Raw genomic sequence first — 15,851 nt, forward strand, 5'->3', positions numbered from 1 at the left:
CTTCTGTTCGAAGATGAGCGAGAGATATTTCTCCCGCTCATCCGGGCGGGTAACAGGAGTGATGGACACAACGGTACTCTCTGTTTTCCTAATACACTTTCCCATTTTGGAAGGACACCGCGCGGAACGTGTCATTCCAGGAGTCTGAATGTGCGCAGCGCCCTATCCAAAATGAGGTTACTTCTTCGCGTCGTCCTTCGGCAGGATTACCGAATCGATGACATGGATTACGCCATTGGAGGTCACGATATCAGTCGTGATCACTTTGGCGCCGTCGATCATAACGCCATCTTTGCTGGCGGTAACCTTGGCCATTTGTCCATTGACGGTCTTGGCTTCGGTCAGTTTCACAACATCAGCTGCCATGACCTTACCGGAAACGACGTGATAGGTAAGAATCGAAGTGAGTTTCGCCTTGTCAGCGAGCAAGGCTTCAACAGTACCTTTCGGTAACTTGGCGAACGCTTCATCTGTCGGAGCGAACACCGTAAAAGGTCCGGCACTCTTGAGAGTCTCCACGAGACCCGCAGCCTTTACGGCTGCGACGAGCGTGTTGAACGAACCGGCGGCGACAGCGGTTTCGACTATGTCCATCGGCTTCTGAGTAGTCTTGGCTTCCATTTTTGAATCTCCTGTTTTTTGTGCGGTAGAAGCGGCATCTTTACCGTAGCTACCAGCGTTGAGGTTTCCGATTCCGGTGAAAAGCAGCGCGATAGCGGCTACAATGGTTGTGAGTTTCTTGTTCATTTACTCTCTCCTGTTTAGAATGCTTCAATTCTGATTCAGTTTGCGACACTAGTAACTGCGAGTCGCGACTCCCCAGCGGCTCTGGATCGACTTAAAGCCGGCTGCTTGATAGATAGCTGCGATTCCAACCAGGACATATACTGCCTTGGCAAGGACAGTTCCGTCACCGAGTAGAGTGGCTACCAGATTGAAGTTCAGGACTCCAACCAACCCCCAATTCAGTCCACCGACGACCAGCAGGATTGCGGCAAGAATGTCGAGTGATTTCATTTTCGTTTCCTTTGCATTAGATGTTAACTACTTCATCGAGTCACATGTTTACTATTTGTCTAACTCTTGACTAATTTAACCTCAATCACACAAAATTGTTCTCGAAAAATTAAGGAAATTTGAAGAAACATTGTAACTATATTGTTCTGTCAACATCTTACGTGCAGCCAACGAACAACGAAACGCCAAGCAGGGAACCGGCACATTAAATTCTTGTTGTCTAAGTTGAGAATTTGATTATCATTTGTCTAGATAATGATCGAAACCCAGAATTGAGCCATTAACGATGACAAAGAGTTTGACCAACGCCGAATTGGGAATCGAAGCAGTCGCACGGCGTTCCGGATTGAGTCAGCATATAATTCGCATCTGGGAACGGCGCTATTCTGTGGTGAGACCTATTCGAACCGCATCCAACCGAAGGCTCTACACCGAAGCCGATGTGGTGAGGCTCGCACTCCTCAATCGAGCTGTCCACGCAGGGCACCGAATCAGTGATATCGCGACACTTCCTACTCCCAAGCTCGAGCAGCTAGTCGGAAAGGACTTCCCAAATCCTGCAGTAACCAGATTCAAAGACAAGGGCGTGAGCCCGAATTTCATCGAGCTTGCGCTAAATGCGATTACAAAATTTGACTTCGCAAGAACTGGGTGCAATTCTGTCACACGCTGATGTAGATCTGGGGCAAACGCAGGCGCTTGACCAAGTAGTCATGCCATTGATGGAATAAATCGGCGAGTTGTGGAAAGAAGGAAAGATTCGAATTGCCCACGAACATATGGCTACCGCAATAATCCGGAATCATGTCGGCGCATTGCTGGCTTCCATGCGGTACCCAATCAACCGACCTTCAATCGTAGTTGCGACGCCAGCTGGACAACTGCACGAACTGGGTGCATTGGTAGTCGCGGTTGCTGCCGCCTTAGAAGGATGGCGCCCCGTCTTTCTCGGATCGAATTTGCCAGCTGATGAGATTGCTGGTGCCGTCCAAAAATCCGGCGCCCGTGCTATCGCCTTGAGCGTGGTGTTCCCGTTCGATGATTCCAAACTCCCGGCAGAGCTAAGTCGACTCAGGCGTATTCTTCCCGAGAGCGTCTCAATAATGATTGGCGGACGGACAGCTGAGGCATATAAGGATACAATCGCCTCAATCCACGCCTTCCGAGTGACAGATATTGATACGTTTCGACTTCAGCTGGAGCTGTTGCGATCAGGCAGAACAACGTCCTCAGTCAAGAAGCCGAAGAGGGGCCGTTAATGTCCATAGAAGGCCGTTGGTTTGAAAATCGCAGTTGGTAAGACAAGAAGGTAATGGAACGTCTAATAAGCAGCGTAATAAAGAGAACGCCAGTAATCCTCGTGGTGGCGCTACTAATTGGACTAGTCTCTCCCGTAGCGGCTAAGACAAGATGGAGTATTGACCTTGAGTCTGGGCTGGCTATCAGTGGTTACAACAATGTGCGAATCCCCGGGAATACCGGTACGAAGTTTTCGCTCTCCCGTGATCTTGAGATCGATCAAACGGTATTCTGGCGGGCGCGATTTTCCCGCATGTTTGGCGATAAACACAGTCTGTCCTTATTGATCGCTCCCCTGACCTTCAATGCGGAAGGCCGACTGGAGAAAGTTCTCAAATTCGCAGGCGGTGAATTTGCCGCCAACACTTTTGTTCGAGCGAAGTACAGATTCGATTCGTATCGAGTGACGTACCGCTACGATTTCTATCGTCGCGAGAAACTACGCTTTGGCATTGGTTTCACCGGCAAGATTCGAGATGCTGCGATCAGCGTCGAAGACGGGGACCAGAGATTTGAGAAGACGAATACCGGGTTCGTGCCCTTGATCAACTTTCGAGCCCAATGGACGATTAGTCCACATTTTGGACTAATACTCGATGGCGACGCCTTGGCCGCTCCACAAGGGCGAGCAGAAGATGTTCTCGTGGTGCTCACTGCAAGGGCCTCCGAGAGCTTGCAATTCAAGATCGGCTATCGCCTGCTTGAAGGGGGAGCTGACAACGATGAAGTTTACACGTTTGCACTAGTGAATTACCTTGTGCTAGGCGCGGCTTGGAGAATCTGACAGGCAATGATGAAGTCACGGACTTCGGTGTGTCCATAAAATATCCGCAATTCCTGACGATCGAAGGAAGAAGACCATGATCAAGTTCTCTGAAGCGACTCGAGTAAGCCCTGCAGGTCAGGTCATCGTCCTGATAGCATGGGTAGGGCTCTGTTTTCTTACGGCTTGGGTTGGTTCGAGATTTACGCCCGGTGAGTCGTATCTTCAACTCCAGAAGCCATCCTGGACACCACCGGGGTATCTCTTCGGGCCGGTATGGTCAGTGCTCTACTTGAGCATGGGGGTAGCCGCATGGCTAGTCTGGAGACGCGCAGGAATATCGGGAGCGAAGCTTGCTCTGAGCTTGTTCATAGTTCAATTGATCCTTAACGGGGCGTGGTCATGGATCTTCTTCGGCTTGCATAGGACTGGTCTGGCGTTCGCTGAGATTGTGGTACTGTGGGGAATGATCCTTCTAACCTTGCTGGCCTTTTGGCGAGTGAGCGTCACCGCTGGCGTTCTCTTCGTGCCTTATCTTGCCTGGGTGTCTTTCGCCGCAGTTTTGAACTACACGATCTGGCAGTTGAATAAGAGCAACTGACAGAAGGCACTGAAGATTATAGACCATCACCCACACATAGAGAACATAGATCTAATAAATTGGAGGTGGGGGGAATCGAACCCCGTCCGAGATGAACGCCAATTAACCGTCTACGCGCGTGTCCTTTGCATTTAATCTCGCTGATCAGATCGCCGCAAGGCTAAAGCTACCAATCAGCCAGTCGTGCTGTTAATTTCGCCTCGCGTCCGCCCGACCGAGTCGTAAGGCTATCCATCAATTAACGGCGCTTTGCACAACGTCTGATGGCGGGCCTCGTGCAAAACGGCATGCTTAGTTTAGTTAAGCAGCAATGGCGTAGTTGTTGCCATTCAATTGGTTTACGCCTGTTTAACGAGACCGGCGCAATCTCGGCGCGCAAGTTAACCCTCGCTTACCCCGTCGAAACCAGGTCACCCCCAAAGGACTAACAAGTCATCCAGTATATATATCGGAAATTGCCGCGTCAAGTTCCTTAAATCGCAAGCCCTGATGAAGTAGATTCGCAATAGCATTCTTTATGCAGCTTCAAAAATAGACCAATACCATTCTCGACACCATCATAGCGCACAATACACCCCAACGGGATCGCTAAAAAGCTGACATAAATGGGAAAGCCGGGCAGGAAGAAATCGCAATTGAGACTTCTCGTGTCGCCTTTTCAGTGTGAACCAATCTGATATCAATGCTGGACTAGACTAGTCTCAGAATCAACACAATTCCAAGGTCTAGTACATATCACTTTTCGCTCTAGTGCCGATATAAGTAAAGGAAATCGACTACTGCGCTAGACAGTGATCTTTTGGGCCGAAAAACTGGGGAATCACAATGAAGAAATTGTCGATCAAAGCCAAAGTAACAATCGTAATTTGTGCATGCCTGTTTCTTGTACTTGGAGCAATGTCCACAATCAACAGCCACCTTCAAAGCAGTACAATCGGGGAAATGTGTACCGAGACAGGTCGTAATCTCAGTTGGACTATTACGCAACAACTTGAACAAATCATGATCCACGGAGAGAATGAGAACCTTCAACCGCTCACCGAGGAAATTGTGTCAAAAGGGTTGCTCGAAGAAATCACCGTAGTAGATGCGGATTTGAAAGTGAAACGCTCTTCGGACAAGAGTCTCGTCGATAAGCCGGCGGCTGATCCGATGTGGAAGGCACTATTTGAGTCGCTATCAGACACGGTCTTCAATACCGAAGTCGACGGGGTACCGGTCAAGGTCACTTATCATGTCTTGGAGAATAAACCCGCATGCGTACAGTGCCATGATGCAGATGCAGAAAAAGTCCTTGGTGGACTAAAGATGGCTCAGTCGATGAAGGCGCTCTCGGCGGCAACCACATCCAGTTACTTCACTAACGCCGTTCTATCTATCATGGGTATTCTGATACTTGTAGCGAGCATTCTTGTTGTCCAGAAGAAGTTGATCTTCGACCCTCTGAAGTCTGTGAAGTCAAAATTGGAAATGGCCGCTGAAGGCGACATAGACCAAACCCTGCAAATAAAGTCAAACGATGAGATTGGAAGTCTGCTGCAATCAATTCAACGCTTAATCGACTACATTCGTGGATTCGCTGATGTGACTCAGAAGATGGCGCAAGGCGATTTCACGGTACAAGTCGAAGTTCGGTCAGCCCGAGATGTTCTGAGTGCTTCATTCAAATCAATGATCAGCAATTTGAGCGCTTTGATCCATCAGTTAGGAGATAACGCAAATCAACTCGTGCAGGCGGCAAGTGGCATAGCCGAATCGTCCGATCAGATTTCCCGAGGTCAAAGGCGCAATCTGATGAAGTGAATCAGGTATCGGCAGCGATTGAACAGATGTCAGCAACTATCTTCGAATCATCACAAAACGCGATTGATGCCAAAACTGTGTCGGATAGTGCTGCGACGACTGCAACCGACGGCAGTCGAATAGTCGAGAATACTCATCAGGGGATGCAGAAGGTAGCTGAAGTCGTTACGCATGCTGCCGTGTCAATTAAGAAGTTGGCAGCTTCAGCTGACGAAATTGGACAAATAGTCGCTGTCATAGATGACATTGCAGACCAGACGAATCTTCTCGCACTCAATGCCGCAATTGAAGCAGCTCGCGCTGGTGAACAAGGTCGCGGCTTTGCGGTTGTAGCAGATGAAGTAAGAAAGCTCGCGGAACGCACCGCCAAAGCAACAAGTGAAGTCACAAACATGATCAAAGGTATCCAGCAAGATACGTTGACGGCAGTCAGCGGCATGGAGCAAGGGACGCTTCATGTGAATAGCGGGCGCGAGTTAGCTGAGCAAGCTGGCGACAGTCTGCGTGAAATCGTGACAATGGCACAACAAGTCACCAATCGGATCACCCAGATTGCCGCGGCATCAAAGGAACAATCTTCAGCGGCCGAACAGATTGCTAGAAACATCGAACACATCTCGAAAGTCACAAGGGAAACCGCCGTCAACTCTGAGCAATCAGCGCATGTAGCAGTTTCCTTGAGTCAACAAGCTGAAAACTTGCAGCAGATTGTTGGGCGATTCAAAGTAAACTCCTAGCCTCGCTCACATAAGTTTGACGGCCTGTAGTCGAGATTCGGCTGTGGGCCGTTCTCACCGAACCAACTCTATTGATTAGTGTTTCGTTCTCGCGCTTGGGATTTCCAAGTGAATTTCAACTTGAAGAACCAGTAGTCTTTTCGTATCATGAGATGATGCTAAGTCGACGGAATCTTCAATACTGGATTGCTGCTAGCCTATTGCTGGCTTTCAGCTTCTTTGTCTTTCACACTATTGAGCATCACCATAGTCACGAACTGCAGCAAAAGAATGTCCGATTTGCCACTTTGGAATCGACATTGCTCTTCCTGCGATTCTGATTCTGGCACTGATCGTAATCCCACCAATCCGCTATGTTGAAGTCTTGGCGGATTTCAAGCCTTCGAATCTTCTCATTTGCGCTTCAACTCCAAATCGGGCACCTCCTGCATCGTCTTAGTCCGCCAGTCTCAAACAAATCTAACTAAGAACAATTTGCCAATCTCGGCCTCCACTTTTTCCTCAGCTGGGTAATCGTGCGCCGACTTGAGTTGGTCACAGGAGAAATCTAATGTTTGCAAGAGTATTTCTGCTCGCTTGCGCGAGCATTGTCGCTCTGTCTACTGCTTTTGGTCAGACGACATTGAATCCCGACCTATCCGTGGTTGGAGACATCCGGACTTTTACTCATAACGACAAATCACGACCGTCAGAGGAAAGCGAATTCAACCTCACGTCACCTGATATGGAAATCGTAGTGGCAGGGTATCTCAATCCCTACTCACGCGCAGACCTTGTCCTTGCATGGGAGGGTGGCGAAAAGGCGGAAATCGAGGAATTGTACGCGACAATATTGCGTGGCCTGCCGCTGGGAATGAACCTGCGCGCCGGCAAATACCGTTTGGAATTTGGCCGGTTAAATCCAGTTCATCCGCATGCGTACTGTTTGTTCACCAACCTCTGCCCCATGAAATGTATTTCGGGGAAGAAGGTCTTAACGATATGGCGATTCGTGCCTCGTTCGCACTCCCGACTGGTAAGCTAAATACGGAAGTCATGGCAGCTGTGCTGAGAGGAGAGGTTCTTGCCGGCGAGGAAGAAGAAATTACGGAAGAGCCGCTTGAGATTACAAAATCAGTTGCTGCACTAGAGGGTGAAGAACCGCGGATTAAGCCTGGGTTTTTCGGTAGAATTACGACATCCGGCTCGCTGTCTGAGTCTGCGGAACTGACGGCCGGGGTCTCAGTCGTGACTTCGGAGTACGATCGCGATGAGCGGCTGCGTGCACGAGTCTTCGGAATTGACGCAAAATACAAGTGGAAACCAAATCGAAACAGTGCCCTCACTGTCGAAGGCGAATACTTGAACAACCGCCGCGAGGTTTTGGAAGGAGAAGCAGTCAGCTCGTCTGGAGCTTATGCCTATTTGGATTATCGATTCCGCCAGAAATACAACGTGGGAACAATGTTCGAGTATGCACAGGATGCGAACGATAACGACGCGAATGTCACGCGAGTGACCGGGTTTATCGGGTTTGCTCCGATCGAAGAAACGACATTGATCCGAATAGTCGGAGACTGGACTACACCAAACGAAGGCGATGGATTTTGGACAGCAACACCGCAATTCGTGTTTTCGCTGGGACCACACCAACCGCACAACTTTTAGGAGATTAAGTTGAAACTATTCATAAACACTCTGATCGCGCTTGCATTCTTCGTTTCTGTAAGCGCGAATGCTGCCGTCAAAATCGTGACATCCACAAGTGACTTGGCATACTTCGCTACTGTCATCGGGGGGGATTTGGTCGAGGTTGCAAGTATTGCAGCTCCAACCGCAGACTTGCATTATGTCGAGGTACGTCCGAGCTATATGGTCAAGATGCGCGACGCGGACATTGTCTTCAAGATTGGCCTTGAACTCGACACTTGGATCGACAAAATCATTGACGGTTCACGAAATAGCAAACTCAAAAAGATTGACTGCTCGATGTATATTACGCCAGTGGAAGTGCCTACTTTCCACGCTGATGCTTCACATGGCGACTTACACCGATTCGGCAATCCTCACTATTGGCTTTCGCCCGCCAATGTAGAACCGATAACGCACGCAATTCTCGATGGTCTATCAAGTGTTGACCCTGCGAATTCTGGAGTTTTCGCACAAAATCGCGATAAGTTCCTCAAGAATCTGAATTCCGAGCTCCCGGCCATCAAGGCGCTCGCCGCGCCATTGGCAGGAATCGAAATCGTCACTTACCACAATTCATGGCCGTACTTCGCAGACTATTTCGAAATCAAACTGGCAGGATTCATTGAGAAGTTCTCTGGGGTTGCGCCGTCACCGTCTCATATGGGAGACATGATAGAACTGGTTAAGAAACAGCAGATCAAAATAATCGCGATTGAGCCATACTTTGAGAAACGCGTTCCGCAGCGAATTGCCGAGTCATCGGGAGCAAAGGTAGTGGTACTGTATCCCTCTATTGGCGGGCGTGACAAGGACGAGTCGTACATTGACTGGCTTCGCGGCAACATCAATGCCCTACTCGAAGAGATTAGGTAGCGGAGATGTTTGATTTACTGGTTTGGCCGCTTCTGATCTGCGTCGTCTTAGTTGGCATCCATGTCTACTTTGGCCTGCATGTGATCAAACGCGGAATCATTTTCGTAGACCTCTCCCTGGCGCAGGTAGCTGCGCTGGGGAGCACACTCGCCTTTCTTTTGGGTTTCGAGCTTGACAGTAGTGTCGCGTACTTCTTTTCTCTCGCCTTTGCGCTCTTGGGCGCCGTGATTTTCGCATTCACCCGTGAGATAGAAGGCAAGATCCCCCAAGAGGCGATCATTGGTATCGCATATGCCGTGAGTGCTGCGGCGGCAATCATGGCAGTGAGCCATTCTCCAGAAGGCGCTGAGCATATCAAGTATCTTCTGATCGGGAGCATTCTGACTGTGACGCCGCTCGTTGTTCTCAAAACTGCAGTCGTCTACACGCTCGTTGGCGCTTTTCACTGGATCTACTTCCGGAAGTTCGCTGCGCTGACATTCGGAGGTGGAGACTTGCCGAAGAACCGACGCCTGTGGGATTTCTTGTTTTATGCATCTTTCGGCGTTGTTGTAACCAGTTCGGTCAAGATCTGCGGTGTGTTGCTAGTATTCATCTTCTTGGTGGTACCATCAGTTTTCGCCGCATTGACAACCAACGGCATAGCCAAGCATTTGATTTTGGGTTGGATGTTCGGTTTGGTTGGTTCAGTGCTGGGACTGCTGCTTTCATTCTGGATCGACACACCGCCGGGCGCGACAATCGTATGCACATTCGGTGCAATGCTGCTGCTGTTTGGCGGACTTAGGTTAGTAATGGGAGGGAGAACTGTCTGTTAGTTCCCAACGGTTCGTGTGAACTCAATGTCGGCGTTCTCGTACTCAGCGATCAACGCCGACACGAGTTCCTTCACTGAGATGATCTCATCGACGCGATATGCGTTGGCACCAGCGAAGGCAAATCCGTTATGGAGATAGCCTTTTGAGCGCTTATCAAAGCGTGGGCAATACAATAGGCGAATTCTGATAGTCGCAAGTGATGATGCAATGGTACGGACACTTGTAAGGTTTTTTCATTCCGGAAACGACATCGTCCAGATATTTATTGCGGATCGCCCTGCCCGGCATACCAACTGGGCTCTTGATAATCACGATATCGTCCGCGACTGAATCAACATAGGCCTGCTTGAATGCTTCATTTGCATCGCACTCGAATGTTGCGACGAAGCGGGTACCCATTTGAACACCAGCCGCACCCATGTCAATAAATCGGTGAATATCGCTGCCAGTGTAGATTCCGCCGGCGGCAATGACCGGAATCTTCTTGCCAGTTTGTTTTTCGAAAATGGCGACCTCGTCAAGAATTGGCGGGATCAATTTCTCGAGTGCAAACTCCGGATCCGCTATCTGCTCGATTCGAAATCCAAGATGTCCGCCAGCTCGAGGTCCTTCGACAACAAAAGCATCCGGAAGATAGTCGAACTTGCTCAACCATCGCTTACAGATCAACCCGACGGCCCTCGACGATGATACTATGGGTACGAGTTTGGTCTTGGTATCGTGCTTGCGGTATTGGGGCAGATTTAGCGGGAGTCCGGCTCCGGAGAAGATAATGTCTATCTCTTCCTCAATAGCAGTCTGTACCAAGTCGCCAAAGTTAGAGAAAGCAACCATGATATTGAGCCCAATTAGGCCTTTTGACAGTGATTTGGCGTTGCGAATTTCGCGACGTAGCGCACGTGTGTTGGCTTCGAGGAAGTTGGAGTAGAAGTCCGGTTCGTTCATACCGATACCCGCAGAAGCGATCACACCGATACAGCCCTCATTGGCGACAGCGCTTGCGAGACCGGAAAGCGAGACTCCGACACCCATTCCGCCTTGAACTATTGGAATTCGAGCGCTGATATCACCGATTGAAAGGGGCGGATACTTCTGGACGTCATCTAAGCGAATGTTCCTTGAGGCCGGATAGAAGTGAATACTACAGCGGTTGGTTACCACCGTGGACCATTAAATCTACGTAAATGTTTAAGATAAAGCTAATACAAATTGTCTTCAAAGAGTCACTTCAATTGCCAATGAAACTGTGAATGTCAGGGGAATTGGCAGTGAGTATCGTGTCGCGTGGTTTCAAAACGGTACCTGGCTATCACTTGAGCGCTCTCGCACAAACCACTCATAATGCGCTATTGTAAACAGAACGCTTCCAAAAGCTCCGAAATAGCCTGCCAATGGAATTGAGAGGGCAATCGAGAAAAAGTAGTACAACCCCATCAATATGCCGGATTCTTGGCCGGTAAAAAGCATCGCGGCCTGAGACACTGCAAAGATCATCGACACGGGAAACAGGGCAATGCCCGGGATGACAAGGGCGGAAAGGCATAGTCCGAGCGATGGCAACTTTGCCGAAGAAAGCTGCGCAAGCGACTTCGAGACCCCATCGCCGATACTCAAGTTGTACAAGACGATGTTTCGGTATGTGTAGTTCATAGCAGTCGTCAGGAATAGTGTCGCCGCAATAGCGACCGGCACAAAGAGCAACGCAATCACAATACCGAGAACAACCGAACTGATAAATGCGATGATCAATGGAAGCCCGAGCATTATGACAAGCAGCATACCGCAACCGATCGAAAGCAATGCGACCAACAAACTGCGGCCAAAGAAATCGAAACCTGCGCGCAAGGCCTCTCCTGCTCGCAACGGTGTTCCGGCACGGGCATGCGAGGTTGCAAGAATCAACGCCGGCTGTAGAATCGCGCCGGCCAACAAAACCAATACACCGAACGCCATTGCAACGCCCATCAGTATGGCGAATTCCTTTATCGGAAACTCATCACCGGGCTGATAGTGGAAGTTGGTTGGATACCCGCCAATGAGTTGCGGGTAAATGATAAATCCTGCAAGCCAAAACCACTTGAAACGCCAAGCGATTACGAATGCCTCTTTGAGAATGTCAGCAAATTTCATAGTAAGATATAATAGAGTATTGCTTCAATTCTCCCAAGACGATTTTTTGTCACATTTTGGGAAGTTCCAGAACTGATTTTTTTCATCGATTAATTCATTGCGCTACAACGAGATTGCCGGCAATGCCCGGTACTGTCTGGAAGATTTTTCTTGACAGTTGTTTAATCAATCCTATTTTGACAAAACTGACTCATGTTTTCGTAAACTTTTGCGATAATAACAGTCAAACTTAACGAGGAGAAAACCTTGATGATGAACTGGCAACAAACACCCGCACAATGTCGGGGAGTAGTCTGCCTGCTCCGTGACAAGGTTCCGCCTCGGCCTATCCGCCCTAATCTCTAAATACGACATTACACGGATAATTCGAGCTGGACCCGATCGAGTCCGGTTTTTTGTGATTGCCACCGGACTCTGACAAGAGTTGTTTAGACGATTAGAGGATTGGTTAGCAAATTATGGATTCAGCATATTATCAAGAGGAACAGGAGACTTCAGTCAGCGCCAAAGAAGCGTTGCGCGGCTTGTTGCCGCTCCTGTCACCGCACCGACACAGGTTGTACATCAACCTTGTGCTGCTCATTGTCGCCAACGGGCTCTCGTTGCTTAGCCCAGTGGTGATCCAGAAGACTGTCGATCTGGTTACATCCCCTGCCTCGACGACTGCCGGCATCGGTCTGCCGACTGCTACGGTTGAGGCACTGATCCCGCAGATCATGTGGATGTCCCTTATTTATGTGGTCGTGCTGTTGGCGTTCCTGGTTGCGAACTACGCTCAACGAGTTCATTTGGAAGTAATAGGTCAGGATGTTATTACCGATTTGAAGCAACGCTGCTTCAACCACGTCGTCGGACTTTCAGTATCGTTTTTTGATCGCAATCCTGTCGGACGGCTGTTGTCGCGAGTTGAATCGGATGGCGAGGCGTTGCGTCAGTTCTTTTCAAGTGTCGTTGTGCTTATTATCGGCGATGCGCTGAAGTTGATTGGCATTTTTGCGATTCTGTTCTACTACAGCTGGCGGCTGACGCTTGCGGTGCTGGCATTGGCGCCGATCGTTATCGTGCTGATCTACTTCTATCAGCGCTATACGACCCCGCGGTTTCTGGGCATCCGCAAGAAGATGGCCGACGTTATCGCGACAATGACGGAATTCCTGCAAGGCATGAGCGTCGTGCAGGTATTCAATCGCCAGCAGCTGGTGCGGGACCGCATGAACGAAGCTAATCGGAGCAAGTTCAAGCTCGATGCCGAAGCGCACCTCTCGCACACCACGTTCTTCAACCTGGTCTTCTTCGTGGAGAACGTCGGTATCGCGGCAGTGACGTTTTTCGGTGCGACCGTTCTGGTTGGACAGGTTTCAGGAACCGGCGCTGAATCAATGACAGTCGGTACAATACTGTTGTTCATCATGTTCATGAGGATGTTCTTCGAACCAATACACCGTGCGGCTGAAGAACTGCACGTATTGCAGCGCGCCATAGCAGGAGCCAGACGCGTGTTTGCCTTAATGAACAATGAAGAGCGGATTCCTGAAGCGCCTAAGCCGCTTGTGTGGCCGAGCTTCAACGAAGTCATTCGCTTCGAGAATGTCGGGCTTTCCTATAATGGCGATGATCGCTTTGCACTGCGCAACGCTTCCTTTGAGATCGCCAAGGGCGAGAAGGTCGCGCTGGTTGGAGTTACCGGTGGCGGCAAGAGCACAATCGTAAACTTGCTGCTTCGTTTCTACGATGCGACTGAAGGCCGAATCACAGTCGACGGAATCGACATCCGCGACTTGCATACAACCGATTTGCGGTCAAAGTTTGGTTTGGTATTGCAGGATATCTTCCTCTTCCCGGGAAATGTCCGCGACAATATCACGCTTGAACAGAGTCGCATCAGTGCGGAAGCACTGGAATCGGCATCGCAGTTGGTAACAGCTGACCGGTTTATCGAGCGGATGCCGAAGAAATACGAAACTGAGATTTCCGAACGCGGCGCCAATCTCAGCCGCGGTGAAAGACAATTGCTGTCTTTTGCACGGGCGATGGTTTTCGATCCGCAGATCTTGCTTCTCGACGAGGCCACCAGCTCGGTGGATCCCGATACCGAGAAGCAGATACAACTGGCACTTGACCGGCTCTTGGCCGGCAGGACGTCGTTGATAATCGCGCATCGACTTTCGACGATTCTGGATGCCGACAAAATACTGGTCATCCGCGAGGGTCAGATTATCGAGCGCGGAACACATCGGGAGCTACTGGCTCAAGGCGGTTACTATGAGAAGCTCTATCGCCTGCAGTTCCAGGGACCAGAAACAGTGAAGGTAGCAAATGTGGAAAAAGTTTAAGTGGTTGATGAGCGGATATTCCAATCACAAGCTGGCATTGACCTGGCTTGTGGTGGGAACACCGGCCATCGCCGCCATAGCGATGCTGCAGCCAATGGTGCTGAAGTATCTTTTTGATGTCGTCAAGTACGGCAAGGGTGAACTCCCGACTTTGCTCCAGCCGATTGGTGCAATGTTGCAGAGATACGAGCTGTCACCCCTCGCGGAAGCTCTGACAATCCAGCTGATTCTTGCTGTAGTCGTATTGGTCGTTTACAACGCGCTTCAAGGCACACGCGCCTACATGAATCAGCGACTGGAGTGGGAGTTCCGTCAGCGGGCGTTCGCTTCGACGACTGAAAAAGGTCCTGACTTTTATAACGCCTTTCGCACAGGCGATTTGGTGACTCGTATGACCGACGACGTCGCGGAGAAGTTGGCGTGGTTTGCCTGCTCGGGAATCTTCCGGTTCTACGAAGCTGTGCTGATAGTCGTGATCGGTGTAGCAATGATGTTGACTTTGGATGTACGATTGACCGTTTACACGGTTACACCGTTACCGATACTGATCATCATTTTCATGTTTACATCGAGTTCGCTGGACAAGCGCTTCGACAATCTCCAAGCGCGTATCTCCGACCTCAACAATGCGATGGAGTCGTGCTTTTCAGGCACGCGTGTGGTCAAAGCGTACAATCGCGAAGAAGCATGGAAGGAGAAATTCGCCGCCACAATCGGAGCGCGTCGCAAGGCGGAAATTTCAACCGTTCGCGCCTGGGCAGCTATTGATTCGCTGTACATGTACATCTGGCAGTTCGGAATCGCCTTGGTAGTATTGATTGGCGGTATCATGGCGGCGAAAGGTTCGATAACGATCGGTGACTTCGTGGCTTTCACGAGCTATATCTTCCTGCTGGTCTTCCCGATGTTTGACATCGGCCAATTCATCGTGAAAGGTCGTCAGTCGGCGGTCAGCATTGGGCGCCTGATGGAGATTCAGAATTTCCCGGCTATGGTGTCCAATCACAACGGTGACCACAGCGCGATTGATTTCGAGAAGATTCGTTTCGCGAATGTGTCATTCCGATTTGCCAACAGCGAGCACTACTCGCTGAGAGACGTCGAATTCGAAGTCAACAAGGGCGAAACGGTTGCCTTGGTGGGTCGCGTCGGATCCGGCAAGAGCACGGTGATCAACCTGCTGACGCGCCTGGTCGATCCGAACGAAGGGATGATCATGTTAGATAGTCGTCCTTTGAAATCGCTCTCTTTAGATGACTATCGCGATATCATCGGCTATGTTCCGCAGGAACCGGTGCTGTTTTCGGACACGATCGAAGGCAATGTCCGATTCGGCGACAATTCGATCACTGCCGAGAAGGTCACCGAGGTAATCAAACTCGCGCAACTCGATTCACAGCTGGAGCGTTTCCCGAGCGGTCTGCAAACGCGAATCGGCACACGCGGGTTGACGATCTCGGGCGGCGAGAAACAGCGCGTCGCGATCGCGCGAGCATTGGCGCGCAATCCGAAGATACTGATTCTCGATGATTGCACTTCTGCGCTCGATGCCCGAACAGAGGAGCGCCTGTGGTCGGCGTTGCACGAAGTTATGCCGGACATGACTTGCTTCGTTGTGACGCATCGCGCCAAGACTCTGCGCAAGGCTAACAAGATCCTGCTCTTTGAAGAAGGCAAGATCATTGACCGCGGCACGCACGATGAACTGCTTGTGCGTTCGGATTCTTATCGCGAATTGTACTCTCGTAGTGAATTGCAGGAAGCTGTTGAAGGGTAAGATTGTTCTCACTCTCTCTTGGTAAGCAT

At 50.1% G+C, this 15,851-nt stretch carries 15 protein-coding genes, 1 other RNA gene and 1 pseudogene; 12 read left to right on the top strand and 5 right to left on the bottom strand.

Annotation, left to right across the window (positions count from 1 at the left end):
• Positions 1 to 177: 177 nt before the first annotated feature.
• Together IPH59_12650 and IPH59_12655 are read right to left on the bottom strand one after the other, a co-directional pair.
• Positions 178 to 621 (bottom strand): fasciclin domain-containing protein, encoded by a 444-nt coding sequence (locus tag IPH59_12650; protein ID MBK7092547.1) that lies wholly within the window; start codon positions 619 to 621, stop codon positions 178 to 180.
• Positions 622 to 795: 174 nt separating this feature from the next.
• Complete coding sequence (locus IPH59_12655) at positions 796 to 1,017, bottom strand: DUF378 domain-containing protein (GenBank protein MBK7092548.1); 222 nt, start codon at positions 1,015 to 1,017, stop codon at positions 796 to 798.
• A 286-nt stretch (positions 1,018 to 1,303) separates the two neighbouring features.
• On the opposite strand from IPH59_12655, the gene IPH59_12660 reads away from it, so the two are divergent.
• The 4 genes from IPH59_12660 (at position 1,304) to IPH59_12675 (ending at position 3,680) form a co-directional block, all read left to right on the top strand.
• The gene (locus IPH59_12660) at positions 1,304 to 1,690 is read left to right on the top strand and encodes a MerR family transcriptional regulator (protein MBK7092549.1); all 387 of its coding nucleotides are present in this window, start codon (positions 1,304 to 1,306) and stop codon (positions 1,688 to 1,690) included.
• A gap of 106 nt (positions 1,691 to 1,796) precedes the next feature.
• Positions 1,797 to 2,276 carry a cobalamin-dependent protein gene (locus IPH59_12665; protein ID MBK7092550.1) on the top strand — a complete coding sequence of 160 codons (480 nt, stop codon included), beginning with the start codon at positions 1,797 to 1,799 and terminating at the stop codon, positions 2,274 to 2,276.
• A 53-nt stretch (positions 2,277 to 2,329) separates the two neighbouring features.
• Positions 2,330 to 3,100, top strand: a complete 771-nt coding sequence (locus IPH59_12670) for a hypothetical protein (GenBank protein ID MBK7092551.1) — start codon at positions 2,330 to 2,332, stop codon at positions 3,098 to 3,100.
• Positions 3,101 to 3,176: 76 nt separating this feature from the next.
• Positions 3,177 to 3,680, top strand: a complete 504-nt coding sequence (locus tag IPH59_12675) for a tryptophan-rich sensory protein (GenBank protein MBK7092552.1) — start codon at positions 3,177 to 3,179, stop codon at positions 3,678 to 3,680.
• Positions 3,681 to 3,737: 57 nt separating this feature from the next.
• Here the strand turns inward: IPH59_12675 and ssrA are convergent.
• Positions 3,738 to 4,098, bottom strand: a transfer-messenger RNA (tmRNA) gene (ssrA, locus tag IPH59_12680).
• A 407-nt stretch (positions 4,099 to 4,505) separates the two neighbouring features.
• On the opposite strand from ssrA, the gene IPH59_12685 reads away from it, so the two are divergent.
• From IPH59_12685 to IPH59_12710, 6 genes are all read left to right on the top strand, one after another.
• Complete coding sequence (locus IPH59_12685) at positions 4,506 to 5,483, top strand: HAMP domain-containing protein (GenBank protein ID MBK7092553.1); 978 nt, start codon at positions 4,506 to 4,508, stop codon at positions 5,481 to 5,483.
• A gap of 26 nt (positions 5,484 to 5,509) precedes the next feature.
• Complete coding sequence (locus IPH59_12690) at positions 5,510 to 6,220, top strand: methyl-accepting chemotaxis protein (protein MBK7092554.1); 711 nt, start codon at positions 5,510 to 5,512, stop codon at positions 6,218 to 6,220.
• Between the two features lie 550 nt (positions 6,221 to 6,770).
• Positions 6,771 to 7,244 carry a hypothetical protein gene (locus IPH59_12695; GenBank protein MBK7092555.1) on the top strand — a complete coding sequence of 158 codons (474 nt, stop codon included), beginning with the start codon at positions 6,771 to 6,773 and terminating at the stop codon, positions 7,242 to 7,244.
• A complete protein-coding gene (locus tag IPH59_12700) occupies positions 7,202 to 7,867 on the top strand; it encodes a hypothetical protein (protein MBK7092556.1) in 666 nt (221 codons plus the stop codon). Before IPH59_12695 ends, IPH59_12700 begins: the two co-directional genes overlap by 43 nt.
• Before the next feature lie 9 nt (positions 7,868 to 7,876).
• Positions 7,877 to 8,764, top strand: a complete 888-nt coding sequence (locus IPH59_12705) for a zinc ABC transporter substrate-binding protein (GenBank protein MBK7092557.1) — start codon at positions 7,877 to 7,879, stop codon at positions 8,762 to 8,764.
• A 5-nt stretch (positions 8,765 to 8,769) separates the two neighbouring features.
• On the top strand, positions 8,770 to 9,582 hold the full coding sequence (locus IPH59_12710; protein MBK7092558.1) for a metal ABC transporter permease: 813 nt from the start codon (positions 8,770 to 8,772) through the stop codon (positions 9,580 to 9,582).
• Here IPH59_12710 and IPH59_12715 read toward each other — a convergent pair.
• Together IPH59_12715 and IPH59_12720 are read right to left on the bottom strand one after the other, a co-directional pair.
• Positions 9,579 to 10,614 (bottom strand): annotated as a pseudogene (locus IPH59_12715) (nitronate monooxygenase). The gene IPH59_12710 and the pseudogene IPH59_12715 sit on opposite strands and share 4 nt — an antisense overlap.
• A gap of 258 nt (positions 10,615 to 10,872) precedes the next feature.
• Entirely contained in the window at positions 10,873 to 11,712 is an 840-nt protein-coding gene (locus tag IPH59_12720) for a hypothetical protein (protein ID MBK7092559.1), read from the bottom strand.
• Positions 11,713 to 12,170: 458 nt separating this feature from the next.
• On the opposite strand from IPH59_12720, the gene IPH59_12725 reads away from it, so the two are divergent.
• On the top strand, positions 12,171 to 14,045 hold the full coding sequence (locus IPH59_12725) for an ABC transporter ATP-binding protein (protein ID MBK7092560.1): 1,875 nt from the start codon (positions 12,171 to 12,173) through the stop codon (positions 14,043 to 14,045).
• Positions 14,029 to 15,822: an ABC transporter ATP-binding protein gene (locus IPH59_12730; protein ID MBK7092561.1), complete on the top strand. Its 1,794-nt coding sequence runs from the start codon at positions 14,029 to 14,031 to the stop codon at positions 15,820 to 15,822. The genes IPH59_12725 and IPH59_12730 overlap by 17 nt, the downstream gene beginning before the upstream one ends.
• Positions 15,823 to 15,851: the final 29 nt, after the last annotated feature.

This window comes from bacterium (genome assembly GCA_016708315.1).
In the GTDB taxonomy this organism is placed as follows: Bacteria; Zixibacteria; MSB-5A5; order CAIYYT01; family CAIYYT01; genus JADJGC01.